The sequence below is a fragment of the Brevundimonas sp. KM4 genome (assembly GCF_000964075.1).
Classification (GTDB): Bacteria; Pseudomonadota; Alphaproteobacteria; order Caulobacterales; family Caulobacteraceae; genus Brevundimonas; species Brevundimonas huaxiensis.
Map to the genome: position 1 here is coordinate 1 of NZ_JZRG01000038.1, position 11,888 is coordinate 11,888.

Annotated in this window: 15 protein-coding genes; 10 read left to right on the forward strand and 5 right to left on the reverse strand. The window is 68.9% G+C overall.

The window, feature by feature from the left end; genetic code table 11:
- Window positions 1–94: 94 nt before the first annotated feature.
- From VH88_RS14395 to VH88_RS14420, 6 genes are all read left to right on the forward strand, one after another.
- The gene (locus VH88_RS14395) at window positions 95–1,516 is read left to right on the forward strand and encodes an ATP-binding protein (RefSeq protein WP_045811860.1); all 1,422 of its coding nucleotides are present in this window, start codon (window positions 95–97) and stop codon (window positions 1,514–1,516) included.
- Window positions 1,517–1,654: 138 nt separating this feature from the next.
- Complete coding sequence (locus VH88_RS14400) at window positions 1,655–4,585, forward strand: bifunctional [glutamine synthetase] adenylyltransferase/[glutamine synthetase]-adenylyl-L-tyrosine phosphorylase (protein ID WP_045811861.1); 2,931 nt, start codon at window positions 1,655–1,657, stop codon at window positions 4,583–4,585.
- A gap of 47 nt (window positions 4,586–4,632) precedes the next feature.
- On the forward strand, window positions 4,633–5,274 hold the full coding sequence (locus tag VH88_RS14405; protein ID WP_197071102.1) for an EF-hand domain-containing protein: 642 nt from the start codon (window positions 4,633–4,635) through the stop codon (window positions 5,272–5,274).
- A 65-nt stretch (window positions 5,275–5,339) separates the two neighbouring features.
- On the forward strand, window positions 5,340–5,912 hold the full coding sequence (locus VH88_RS14410) for an RNA polymerase sigma factor (protein WP_045811863.1): 573 nt from the start codon (window positions 5,340–5,342) through the stop codon (window positions 5,910–5,912).
- Complete coding sequence (locus tag VH88_RS14415; protein ID WP_045811864.1) at window positions 5,909–6,310, forward strand: hypothetical protein; 402 nt, start codon at window positions 5,909–5,911, stop codon at window positions 6,308–6,310. The genes VH88_RS14410 and VH88_RS14415 overlap by 4 nt, the downstream gene beginning before the upstream one ends.
- The gene (locus tag VH88_RS14420; RefSeq protein ID WP_045811865.1) at window positions 6,307–6,819 is read left to right on the forward strand and encodes a periplasmic heavy metal sensor; all 513 of its coding nucleotides are present in this window, start codon (window positions 6,307–6,309) and stop codon (window positions 6,817–6,819) included. Before VH88_RS14415 ends, VH88_RS14420 begins: the two co-directional genes overlap by 4 nt.
- A gap of 14 nt (window positions 6,820–6,833) precedes the next feature.
- Here VH88_RS14420 and VH88_RS14425 read toward each other — a convergent pair whose 3' ends face one another.
- A complete protein-coding gene (locus VH88_RS14425) occupies window positions 6,834–7,514 on the reverse strand; it encodes a bifunctional 4-hydroxy-2-oxoglutarate aldolase/2-dehydro-3-deoxy-phosphogluconate aldolase (RefSeq protein WP_045811866.1) in 681 nt (226 codons plus the stop codon).
- Window positions 7,515–7,662: 148 nt separating this feature from the next.
- Between VH88_RS14425 and VH88_RS14430 the strand changes: the two genes are divergently transcribed.
- The gene (locus tag VH88_RS14430) at window positions 7,663–8,019 is read left to right on the forward strand and encodes a hypothetical protein (RefSeq protein WP_045811867.1); all 357 of its coding nucleotides are present in this window, start codon (window positions 7,663–7,665) and stop codon (window positions 8,017–8,019) included.
- 101 nt (window positions 8,020–8,120) lie between these two features.
- Here the strand turns inward: VH88_RS14430 and VH88_RS14435 are convergent, their stop codons facing one another.
- Entirely contained in the window at window positions 8,121–8,720 is a 600-nt protein-coding gene (locus tag VH88_RS14435) for an alpha/beta hydrolase (RefSeq protein ID WP_231576705.1), read from the reverse strand.
- Between the two features lie 27 nt (window positions 8,721–8,747).
- Window positions 8,748–8,975, reverse strand: coding sequence for a hypothetical protein (locus tag VH88_RS16550; protein ID WP_231576706.1), 228 nt, complete (start codon window positions 8,973–8,975; stop codon window positions 8,748–8,750).
- On the opposite strand from VH88_RS16550, the gene VH88_RS14440 reads away from it, so the two are divergent.
- Window positions 8,974–9,231 carry an Lrp/AsnC ligand binding domain-containing protein gene (locus tag VH88_RS14440; protein ID WP_045811868.1) on the forward strand — a complete coding sequence of 86 codons (258 nt, stop codon included), beginning with the start codon at window positions 8,974–8,976 and terminating at the stop codon, window positions 9,229–9,231. The genes VH88_RS16550 and VH88_RS14440 overlap by 2 nt on opposite strands.
- On the opposite strand, the gene VH88_RS14445 is transcribed toward VH88_RS14440, so the two are convergent.
- A complete protein-coding gene (locus VH88_RS14445) occupies window positions 9,228–9,731 on the reverse strand; it encodes a hypothetical protein (RefSeq protein WP_045811869.1) in 504 nt (167 codons plus the stop codon). The genes VH88_RS14440 and VH88_RS14445 overlap by 4 nt on opposite strands.
- A gap of 114 nt (window positions 9,732–9,845) precedes the next feature.
- Between VH88_RS14445 and hmgA the strand changes: the two genes are divergently transcribed.
- Both hmgA and VH88_RS14455 read left to right on the forward strand, forming a co-directional pair.
- Window positions 9,846–11,141 (forward strand): homogentisate 1,2-dioxygenase, encoded by a 1,296-nt coding sequence (gene hmgA / locus VH88_RS14450; RefSeq protein ID WP_197071103.1) that lies wholly within the window; start codon window positions 9,846–9,848, stop codon window positions 11,139–11,141.
- Window positions 11,138–11,500 carry a hypothetical protein gene (locus tag VH88_RS14455; protein ID WP_045811870.1) on the forward strand — a complete coding sequence of 121 codons (363 nt, stop codon included), beginning with the start codon at window positions 11,138–11,140 and terminating at the stop codon, window positions 11,498–11,500. The genes hmgA and VH88_RS14455 overlap by 4 nt, the downstream gene beginning before the upstream one ends.
- 80 nt (window positions 11,501–11,580) lie before the next feature.
- Here VH88_RS14455 and VH88_RS14460 read toward each other — a convergent pair whose 3' ends face one another.
- Window positions 11,581–11,886 (reverse strand): hypothetical protein, encoded by a 306-nt coding sequence (locus VH88_RS14460; protein ID WP_039244192.1) that lies wholly within the window; start codon window positions 11,884–11,886, stop codon window positions 11,581–11,583.
- Between the last annotated feature and the right edge of the window lie 2 nt (window positions 11,887–11,888).

Genomic DNA, 11,888 nt, shown 5'->3' on the forward strand with positions numbered 1-11,888 from the left:
GTGGTGGAGGGGGCGACCCCAGACACCGGCCTTGCGTCCGCCCCCTCCACCACTTCGTGGTCCCCCTCCCCCGTGAACGGGGGAGGATGTTAGGGTGCGCCTTCCCTCCCTCCTTCGCCGCACGCCGTTCCGGCTGACGCTGCTCTTCCTGGCGCTGTTCGTGGCGGCGGCGGGGGCGATCCTGGCCTATGTCTATTTCGCCTCGGCGTCGGAGGCTCAAGGTCGGGCCAGGGCGGATGTGGAGATCGAGTTGGGCGCCCTGACGGCGATTCACCGCACGCGCGGCATCGACGCCCTGAACCAGGCCTTGGTCGAACGCTCCATTCGGGGCGGGCCCTATCTGTACCTGCTGACCGACAAGGCCGGAAAGACGATCACCGGCAACATCACCGAATCCCCGATCGACATCGACCTCAGCCTGCCGGCCGGCGCCAGCGACTGGGAGACCTTCCGCCTGACCGACACGGACGCCCAAGGCAAGGTCCAGCGGCGTCGCTCCATCGGGGTGATCACCACCCTGGCCGGCGGCGAACATCTGTTCGTCGGTCAGGACATCGGCGACATCGAGGCCTATCTGGCGCGCCTGACCCAGGCCCTGTGGGGCGCCATGGCCCTGGTCATGCTGCTGGGCCTGGCGGGCGGTCTCTACATCAGCCGGCGGGTCGAAAACGCCATGGCCGGGCTGAACCGCGTCGTGCAGTCGGTGCAAGACGGCGACCTCAAGGTCCGTGCGCCCGTGCGCCACACCGGCGACGAACTGGACGAACTGGGCCAGGGGCTGAACACCATGCTGGATCGGCTGGAGGCGTCCATGTCCTCCATCCGCCACGCCGGCGACGCGATCGCCCACGACCTGCGCTCGCCCCTGACGCGGATGCGGGCCAAGCTGGAGGTGGCCCTGATCGATGCAGAAGCCGGCAAGATCGACGGGGTGGACGCCCTGGGCATCGCCCTGGACGAGGCCGACCATCTGCTGAAGACGTTCAACACCGTCCTGGCCATCGCGCGGCTGCAGGCTGGCGGGGCGCCCGATCCCAAGGTCATGGACGCCGCCGATCTGGCCGCCGACATGGCCGAGCTTTACGAACCCGCAGCCGAGGACAAGGACATCGACTTCTCGTCCGAGGTCGAAAAGGGGCTGATGATCGAGGGCAACCAGCCCTTCCTGGCCCAGGCCCTGGCCAACCTGATCGACAACGCCATCAAATACACCCCCGCCGGCGGGGCGGTGAAGCTGCGCGCGCGCCGCCGCTCGTCGGGCGAGATCGAATATTCCGTCACCGACACCGGACCGGGCGTCCCGGAAGAGGACCGCGAGCGGGTGGTCCAGCGGTTCGTGCGCCTGGACAACAGCCGCACCGAACCCGGCTCGGGCCTGGGGCTTTCACTGGTGACGGCGGTGGCGGAGGCCCATGGCGGACGGGTCGTGCTGGACGAAGGCCCCGGCGCCTACGGCGACTTTGGACCGGGGTTGCGGGTGGCGTTGGTGCTGCCGCCGGCGTCAGTTTTGCAATAGATTCCGCTCATCCCCGCGAAGGCGGGGACCCAGTTCTTTAGGCAGTCAGGCTTGTGGCGTGTGTCAGGATCGTGGTCCAACGCTTTGCCAAGCGAAAGCACTGGGTCCACGCCTTCGCGGGGATGAGCGGATGATTTAATGGTCGATACTGCAACCTCCGCACCGATCCGGTTGGGCCAGAAGATCAAGCCCGCAGGACCTGTTGCCAACACGGCCGCCGCCGACCGCCTGCACGAAACCCTGATCCAAGCCGCCGACGCCGACGGCTGGCGCGAGACGCTAGACGCCGCCTGGCCCGCCCTGGCCCCCGTCGCCGGCGCCTCGCCCTATCTCGCCGGTCTGATGCGGCGTCGCCCCGCCCATCTGCGAAGCCTGCTGGAAGCCGATCCGGTCGAGGCGCTGGAGCGGATCATTCGCGACACGGACACGCTGGACGCCGAGCCGGACGCGGTGCGCGCCCCGCTGCGGGTGCTGAAGGCCGACCTGCACCTGCTGACCGCCCTGGCCGATCTGGGCGGGGTTTGGGATCTGGACCAGGTCACCGAAGCCCTGTCCCGGTTCGCCGACGCCTCTTGCCGCGCCGCCCTGCGCGCCGTCGCCGCCGAACAGAGGGCGCGCGGCCGACTGATCTCGCCGCCCGGCGATCCGCGCGGCCCCATCCCCGGCCTGTTCGGCCTGGCGATGGGCAAGCACGGCGCCAACGAACTGAACTATTCGTCCGACATCGACATCTCCCTCTTCTTCGAGCCGCGCCTGATGGGCCTGGCCCTGCGCGAGGGGGAGGAGATGCAGGACTTCGCCAATCGCGTCGGCAAGGGGATCGCCACCCTGCTGACCGAGCGGACGGGCGACGGCTATGTCTTCCGCGTCGATCTACGGCTGCGGCCCGATCCGTCCTCGACCCCGCCGGTCGTCGCCGGGCCGATGGCTCTGGCCTACTATGAGAGCGTCGGCCAGAACTGGGAGCGGGCGGCCTTCATCAAGGCGCGTCCGGTGCTCGGCGACATGCGCGCGGCGGGCCGGTTCCTGAAGGCCATGATCCCCTTCATCTGGCGGCGCAGCCTGGACTACGCGGCCGTACTCGACATCCAGTCGATCAAGAAACAGATCCACGTCCACAAGACGGGCGCGGGACTGCAGGCCGCCGGGGCCAATCTGAAGCTGGGACGCGGCGGCATCCGCGAGATCGAATTCTACGCCCAGACCCAGCAACTGATCCTGGGCGGCCGCGATCCGGCTTTGCGCAAGCCCCGCACGCTGGAGGCGTTGAAGGCCCTGGCCGACGCGCGCCACGTGCCCCAGGCGGTCTGCGAGGAACTGTCGGCCGCCTATGTCGAGCTGCGCGGGCTGGAGCACCGCGTGCAGATGCTCGACGACGAGCAGACCCACCGCCTGCCCGAGGACGCCGAGCGCCGCGTCGCCGTCGCCGCCCTGGCCGGTTCGAACGATCTGGCCGCCTTCGACGCCAAGGTCGAGGCCCTCCTGGCGCGGGTCAACGCCCGGTATGGCGAACTGTTCGAGGGCGGCGAAGATCTGGATTCCAGCTACGGCAGCCTGGTCTTCACCGGGGTCGAGAATGATCCCGAGACGCTGGAATCCCTGCGCCGCATGGGCTTTTCCGAGGCGCCGTCGGTCGCCGACACGATCCGCAGCTGGCACCACGGACGCATCCCCGCGACACGCACGGCGCGGGGGCGCGAACTGTTCACCCGCCTGGCGCCGCGCCTGCTGGAGGCCCTGGCCCGGTCCGGTGCGCCGGACGAGGCGTTCCGGCGTTTCGCGGTCTTCTTCTCCGGCCTGGCGGCGGGCGTGCAGGTCCAGGCCCTGTTCCTGAACCAGCCCAAACTGTTCGAGATGGTGCTGGGCGTCATGGCCTTCGCGCCGCGCCTGGCCCGGACGCTTGGCCGGCAACCGGCGGCGCTGGACGGGGTGCTGGACGCCCGCTTCCTGGTCGATCTGTCCGAAGAGACCGGCCTGACCGAACAGATGCTGCGCGAGGCCGGCGAGACCGAGGACTTCGAGGGGGCCATGAACGCCGTGCGCCGCCTGCACCGTGAGCAGATGTTCCGCATCGGCATCCACGCCCTGACCGGCCGGGCGGGGGCCGAGACGGCGGGCCGCGCCTACGCCGCCCTGGCCGACGCCGCCATGCGCACCCTGTCGCCTGCCGCCCTGGCCGAGACCGAACGGCTGGGCGGCGCCTTCCCCGGTGCGGTGGCGGTGGTCGCCTTGGGCAAGGCCGGCTCGCGCGAGATGACGGCCGGATCGGACCTGGATCTGATGACCCTGTACGAGGCGCCGCCCGAGGCGACGTCAGAGATCAAGGGCTGGACCGCCGACGTCTTCTACGCCCGCTTCACCCAGCGGCTGATCGCGGCCCTGTCGGCGCATACGGCGGAAGGCGGCCTCTATGAGGTGGACATGCGCCTGCGCCCCACCGGCTCCAAGGGGCCGGTGTCGGTGCGGCTGAAGGCGTTCGACGCCTATTACGCCAAGGAGGCCGAGACGTGGGAGTTCATGGTCCTGACCCGCGCCCGCGTGGTCTGGGCCAGCGATCCCAAGTTCGGCGCCCAGGTTTCGGCCGCCATCGAGGCCGCCCTGCGTCGCCCGCGTCCCGGCGTCGATATCGCCGCCGATGTCCGAAAGATGCGTAGCCTGATGGATCGCGAGCGTCGCCCGCACGGCTTCTGGGATCTGAAGCTGTCGCCCGGCGGGCAGGTGGACGCCGAGTTCGCCGCCCAGTTCCGCCAGCTTCAGGCCGCCGCCATCGGCGAGCCCTTGACCCTGTCGACGCTTGAGGCCCTGCACGACGACCCGGTCCTGGCCGAGGCCTGGCGCGTGCAGCAGCGGCTGGCCCACCTTCTGGCCGCCGCCTTCGAGGGGCGGGTCGATCCGGAGGGCGAGCCCGGCGTCTTCCAGTTGCGCCTGGCGGAGGCGGCCGGCGCGCCCGACTTCGACACGCTGAAGACCGAGCTGACCGACCTGCGCGCGCGGGCGCGAAAGGCCTTCGAGCGTGCGGTTCCAGCAGGCCGCGACGGAGAATCCGCAACGCCGCGTTCAATCTCCTGACAGGGCAATGTCAAAGGGCGCCAAACGCGCCCGTGGAGATGATCGAGATGAGAAACACCTTTCTGACCGGCCTGGGCGTCATCGCTCTGGCCGCCGCCGCCGGCGCCGCGACCGCACAGGTTCCGCCGGCACCCGCCGAGGGCGCTCCCGCGCCGCATCATGCGCGCGCGGATGCGAACCGCCAGATCACCCGCGCCGAGTTCGTCGATGCGCGTATCGCGCGTCTGACCGCGCTCGATACGAACCGCGACGGCTCGGTCAGCCCCGAAGAACGCGCCGCCGCCATGCAGGCCCGTCGCGCGGAACGCGCGGGCGACCGCTTCGCCAAGCTGGATGCGAACGGCGACGGCTCCATCAGCCGGGCCGAGTTCGACGCCGGCCATGCCGCACGCCCGGATCGCGGTCCGCGCGCGGAGCGCGCCGGTCATCGTGAGGGTCGTCGCGGCGGCGCGCATCACGCCATGCGCGGACAAGGCCGCGAACGCGGGCCGGTGGTGATCGCCGAAGCCTCCGCCAAGCTGGGCGAGCGGTTCGACAAGATGGACGCTGACCGCGACGGCGTGATCTCCGCCGACGAACGCCGGGCGGCCATGTCCGCTCAACGTGAGCAACGGCAGGAACGCCGCGCGGCCCGCCAGGCGCAGCGTCCGATGCAACAACCCGCTTCCCCCGCCCCGGCTTCGGAGTAAGACGGTGTCGGGGTCGGCCGTCGTGAACGCACCGGTCCCTTTCGTCAGCAGCGGAAGAGGCAGGTTTGGTCGCGATCGTCGACCCCGACGAGGATCTGGTGCGGCGCGTGGGGCAGGGCGACCCGGCGGCGGCGCAGACGCTCGTCTCGCGCAAGCTGCCGCGCATCCTGTCGCTGGCCCAGCGGATGCTGGGCGACGCCGTCGAGGCCGAGGACGTGGCCCAGGAGACCATGCTCAAGGCCTGGCGTCAGGCGCCCAAATGGACGCCCGGCAAGGCCCGGTTCGACACCTGGCTGCACCGGGTCGCGCTGAACCTCTGTTACGATCGGCTGAGGCGTCGGCGCGAAATCCCGACCGACACGCCGCCGGATCGTCCCGACGAAGGCCCCGCGCCGGATCGCGGTCTGCTGGCGGCCGAGACGGGCGTACGGGTCACGGCGGCCCTGAAACGGCTGCCGGACCGACAGCGCGAGGCCATCGTCCTGTGCCATTATCAGGAGCTGTCGAATATCGATGCGGCGGCCCTGATGGAGATCAGCGTCGAGGCGCTGGAGAGTTTGTTGTCGCGCGGTCGTCGCGCATTGCGTCTGGCCCTTTCGGACATCGGTCCGGGGTCGATTAAAGGAGACGGACGATGAAGGCGGAACGGTTGCACGAACTGGCGGACGCCTATGGCGCCGACCTGCGTCGGTGGCCCGCGTCCGAGCGCGCCTTCGCCGAAAGCCTGATCGCCGCCGATCCGTCGCTGAAGGCGGTGCTGGATCAGGCGGCCGCGCTGGACGCGCTGCTCGACGCCGCGCCCAGACCTGTCCCGTCCGCCGCCCTGACCGCGCGCATTCTTGCGGCTGCGCCACAGGCGAAAAGCCGTCTGGGCAAGGCGATCTGGTATCTGGGCGCCGGTTGGGCCGCCGCGGCCTGTGCGGGCGTGGTCGCCGGCGTCGGCCTGACCACCCATCTGACCGCCGACGCGCGCGCCGATGCGGTGCTTTATCAATCCTCGCTGACGGGCGTGGATGACACGGAACTGCTGGGATGACGTCCAAAAGCCTGAAGATCGCCCTGGCCGTCTCGGTGGCCCTGAACCTGTTCGCCGTGGCGGGCGGGATCACCTATGTCGTCAATCGCGACCGGATCGAACGCCGGATCGAGGATCAACGTCGTCCGGGCCGCGAGGGACCGCTGGCCGAGGTGCTGGCCGATCTGGATCCGGCCGTGCGCCAGCGCGTGCGCACCGCGCTGCGAGAATCGGCCCTGGCGGCGCGTCCTGATTTCGAGGCGGCCCGCGCCGCCCGACGAGAGGCCATCGACGTCGCCGGTCAGCCGACCCTGGACGCGACCCGGGTCGAAAGCCTGCTGGAACAGTCCAGAGCCGCCGAGATGCGCGGCCGCACCCGCCTGGAAAGCGGCGCGGTCGCCGTGCTGGCGACGCTGACGCCCGAGGAGCGCAAGGCCTTGGCCCCGATCCTTCAGCGTAAGGGCAATGCTCGTCGCGCCGTAGCCCGTGGGCCGGATCACCGTCAGCCGGACGACCGCGCGCCCCGCTGACGGCGCTCGGGCGCTCAGCCCTTCTCGGACGCGCGGAAGGCGGCGACGGCGCTGACCGCCGAGCGCACCGACGCCTCGATGGCGGCCCAGTCGCCCGACTTGACGGCGTCATCGGTCACCAGTTTGGAGCCCATGCCCGCCGCGACGATGCCCGCGCCGAACCATTTGGCGATCGACGCCTCGTCCGGATCGACGCCGCCGGTGGGCATGATCTTGACCCAGGGCATCGGTCCCTTGACCGCCTTGACGAAGTCCGGTCCGCCGACCGACGAGCCGGGGAACAGTTTGACGATGTCGCAGCCCAGTTCGTGCGCCTCGCCGATGTCGGTCACCGACCCGCAGCCGGGGAAATAGGCGACCATGCGACGGTTGCAGACCTTGGCCACGTCGGGGATCAGGCAGGGGCTGACCACGAACCGCGCGCCGCGATTCAGATACAGCGAGGCCGTGCCCGCATCGACGACCGAACCGATGCCCAGGACCAAGTTCGGGTCGGTCTTGATCAGTTCACGATTGATCTCGCCGAACAGGTCGCAGGCGAAGTCGCCGCGATTGGTGAACTCGACGACCGGCGCCCCGCCGCGCGCGCAGGCGCGAATGACGTTCAGACTGACCTCGGCGTCGGGATGATAGAAGACCGGGCACACGCCCTGAGTCTGAAGCGCCTGAAGCACGCTGACGCGATCATGGGCCATGGACGGGTTCCTCTGCGATAGGTTCGCGTCCGACCTCCGCTGTCGCGGACGCAAGGTCAAGTCAAACCGCGTTAGCGTGGACGTTCTCTTGACGGCATGTGACGAAAGGCGGACCGTTGTTCGCTCAATCGCCTGTTGGAGAAGCAGGATGTTCGCCGCCCTCGCCGTCGTCGCCCTTCTGACCGTTCAGGATCCGCCGCCCGCCGCCGACATGGACGGGGCCTGGTCCGTCGATCTGGCGACCGATCCGGCCCAGCCCTATCGCCAGCCCATGAACCTGACGCTCCAGGCCGACGGCGTCGTGACGGGCGACTTCTACAACAGCCGCATCGAGGCGGGCCGATGGAAGCGCCAGCATGGCCGGCTCTGCGTCTCGTTCCGCACCACCGACGGCGCAGGCCCCTATCACACCGCCGCCTGCCTTGCGGGCGACCATGTCGAGGGTCAGACCTGGGCTGAACACCGCAACTTCGTCTTCATCTGGCGCGCCGACCGACCCTCTTGAAGCCTCGCTGCTTAAGCCCATCTGTCAGGGAGGGGAGTGGGGGATTTCATACGAATTAGACGAATTAGACTCTATTTTTCGCTGCTGGGTCTGATTGACGCTCAGCGTCGATGGGCCAGGTCCGCCAGCCGTTTGACTAGGGCGCTCTCGGCATCGAACAGCGGATCCAGAACCGTGAAATGGTTCAGGCCGGGCAGGGCCTCGAAGCGTGTCTTCGCCCCGGCGTCGCCCCAGCGTGCGGCCATGGCGCGGCTCTGATCCACGAAGGCCTCGCTTTCCGCACCGCCGACGACGCAGTCCAGAACCGCGCCGGCGGGCGCCGGCCAGCGGATCGGCGACAGGGCCTCAGCCTCGGCCGTACTCAGGTCCAGGGCGACGTTGATTGAGGTGGGAATCAGCGGTTCCAGATCGAACACGCCCGAGATGGCGACCGCCGCTGAGGCCCGCCCGTCCGCCAGCAGGCAGGCGGCCATATGCCCGCCCGCCGAATGGCCGCTGACGACGGGCGCCGTGCCGGTGCGGTCGCGGATCAGATCGATCGCCGCCCGCGCCTGATCGACGATCCGGCTCAGCCGCACGTTCGGCGCCAGATCATAGGTCGGAATGGCGACGCTGACGCCGTGGGCCAGCAGGGGCGGCGCCACGAAGCTGAACCAGCTCGCATCCAGCGCCTGCCAGTATCCGCCGTGCAGGAAGACCACGACCGGCGCGCCGTCCCCGGCGTCGAACTAGTCGATCCGCTCCCGCTCGCCCGGGCCGTATTTCAGGACCTGGGGCGGATGAGCGGCGCGGGCGGTCTCCGATCCCGCCTTCCAGCGCGCCATCACGGCGGGGTGGTCGGGGACCAGGGCGCGGTTGTTGTATTGCGCCTCCAAAACGGCGTCTGTGTCTTGCGGCTTACCCGTCACGTCTTCGTCCGCTAGAAGCGCCCTCGAACCAGAGGACTGATCCGCCATGATGACCGCCATCTTCGTCTTCATCAAATGCGAGCTGGGCTACGCCAACGACGTCGCGGCCGACATCGTGGATAATGTCGAGAACGTCTCGGAGGTCTATTCCACCTCGGGTCAGCACGACCTGCTGGCCAAGTTCAACCTGCCCCGCGACGCCGACATCGGCACCTTCGTGACGAAACAGGTCCAGACGCGGCCGCACGTGCGCGACACCTTCACCGTCATCACCTTCTCGCCCTTCCTGCCTTCGAAGGTTTAGGGCGCGGCCTTTCGCCTGACCTTGTCTTTGCGGTCCTCGGCCTCGTCGTCGTCGCCGACCTTCTCCTCGACCGTGGCCGACAGGCGCTGGAAGACGCCCAGGCCCACCAGCACCAGCACCGAGGCGATCAGCAGGGCGGTGGGATAGAGCAGCTGCGCCACGTCCTCGCGCGCTGTCTTGAACACCACGACCAGCGCTTCGAGGAACAGGGCGATGACGATGGTCGACAGGAATTTGGTCAGGCTGCGCCGGGCCTCGGCGGCGCTGCGCTTTTCGTTGCCGCGCCGCACCTCGTCCTCGAAGATGTATTTGGCCACGTCGAAGACCGCGATGGCGACGATGACATAGCCCAGCACGTCCAGAACCGCGTCGGCGCCGGACTTGTCGGGCGAGCCGATGCCGTGCAGCGCATCCTTCACCCCGAACCCGATCAGGGCCATGGCCGCCAGCAACAGCAGCAGGCTGGCGAAGGCGAACACCGCCCGGGTCAGATAGGTCATGGAAATCCCTCCGCGAGGCCACAGCAACGCGCCAACCGCCAAGCTGTTGCCTGACGGGCAAAGGGTGACGCTGGCGCCGGGGACGGCTAAACCAGGGGCATAGGGAGACACGACATGACGCGATCCAACGCGCCCGCCTACATGACCGGTTTCGGCAATCATTTCGCGACCGAGGCCGCGCCCGGCGCCCTGCCGGTGGGCCGCAACTCGCCGCAGAAGACGCCGATGGGCCTGTATGCCGAACAGCTGTCCGGCACGGCCTTCACCGCCCCGCGCGCCGAGAACCGGCGCAGCTGGCTCTATCGCCTGCGTCCGTCGGCCCAGCATGGGCCTTACACCCCCTTCGATCAGGGGCGGGTCCGCTCCGGTCCGTTCGACGAGACGCCGCCCAATCCCAACCGGATGCGCTGGGACCCGCTGCCGATGCCGCAGGGTGCGACCGACTGGATCGAGGGGCTGACGACCTACGGCGGCAACGGCGAACCGGACGGCGGGGCCGGAGCGGGCATTCACCTGTATGTCGCCAACCGATCGATGACCGACCGGGTCTTCTATGACGCCGACGGCGAACTGCTGATCGTGCCTCAGGAAGGGGAGCACCGCTTCGTCACCGAGTTCGGCGTCATCGAGGCCCAGCCGGGTCACATTGTCCTGATCCCGCGCGGCGTGCGCTTCCGCGTCGAGGTCGAGGGGCCGGTGCGCGGCTATGTCTGCGAGAACTACGGCAGCCCGTTCCGCCTGCCGGATCTCGGCCCAATCGGCTCGAACGGCCTGGCCAATCCGCGTGACTTCGAGACCCCGATCGCGGCCTATGAGGACGTGGATCGCCCGACCGAGTGCGTCCAGAAATACGGCGGGCGTCTGTGGGCCACGACCTTCGATCATAGCCCGCTGGACGTCGTCGCCTGGCACGGCAATCTGGCGCCCTGCCGCTATGACACGGCGCGGTTCAATACGATCAACACCGTCAGCTACGACCACCCCGATCCGTCGATCTTCACCGTCCTGACCAGCCCGTCCGAGACGCCCGGCACGGCCAATATCGACTTCGTCATCTTCCCGCCGCGCTGGATGGTGGCCGAGGACACCTTCCGCCCGCCGTGGTTCCACCGCAACGTCATGAGCGAGTTCATGGGTCTGGTGACTGGCGCCTACGACGCCAAGGCCGGCGGATTCGCGCCGGGCGGCGCATCGCTGCACAACCGCATGAGCGGCCACGGCCCCGATCAGGCCAGCTATGACGGCGCGATCAAGGCCGAGCTGAAGCCGCACAAGATCGAAAACACCCTGGCCTTCATGTTCGAGACCCGCATGCCGATCCGCGTCACGAAATGGGCGTCGGAATCACCGCAGATGCAGCTCGACTACGACGACGTCTGGTCAGGCTTCACCAAAGGACAGATCTCATGATCCGCACATCCCTCATCGCCGCCGTCGCGCTTCTGGCCGCCGCCTGCTCGCCCCAGACCACGGGAACGGCGTCGAATGCGCCGATGCAGAGCGCCGACGCCGCGTCCTGCGCCACGCGCGGCGGCACGATGAAACAGGTCGGGCGGATGCAGTCCTGGCAGTGCGTCATCTCCTACGCCGACGCCGGCAAGCGCTGCACCGACGGCGATCAGTGCCAGGGCGACTGCCGCATCGAGGGCAACAGCGGTGTGGCGCCGGGGACGACGGCGACCGGCGTCTGCCAGGCGACCAGCGACCGTTTCGGCTGCAACACGACGGTCGAGGACGGCAAGGCCGGCCCGACCCTGTGCATCGACTGAGGTCGCAGGCACGAAAAAGCCCCCGTCGCGAACGACGGGGGCTGATCCATCCGTAAACGGATTTAGCCGGTGGCCAGACCTTAATGGGTCGAAGGCGTATTGGCGGTGGTCATGCCGCCGTCAGCGTTGCCGGCTTGTTGCTCGACCATGTCGGCCTTGCGGTCGGCGTTCTTCTCGACCTGATCGGCCTGGGCGTTCAGGGCGTCGGCCTGAGCGGCGGTCGGAGCGGTCGCGGCTTGCGATTCCAGTTGGTCGGCGCGGGCTTCACCCGTCGCTTCGATGGCGTCGGCTTGCTTTTCAGCGGCCTTGTCGGCGGCGCTTTCACCGCAGGCGGCGACGCCGGCCAGCATGAAGACCGAAGCGGCGGCGATGGCGAACTTCTTCATTT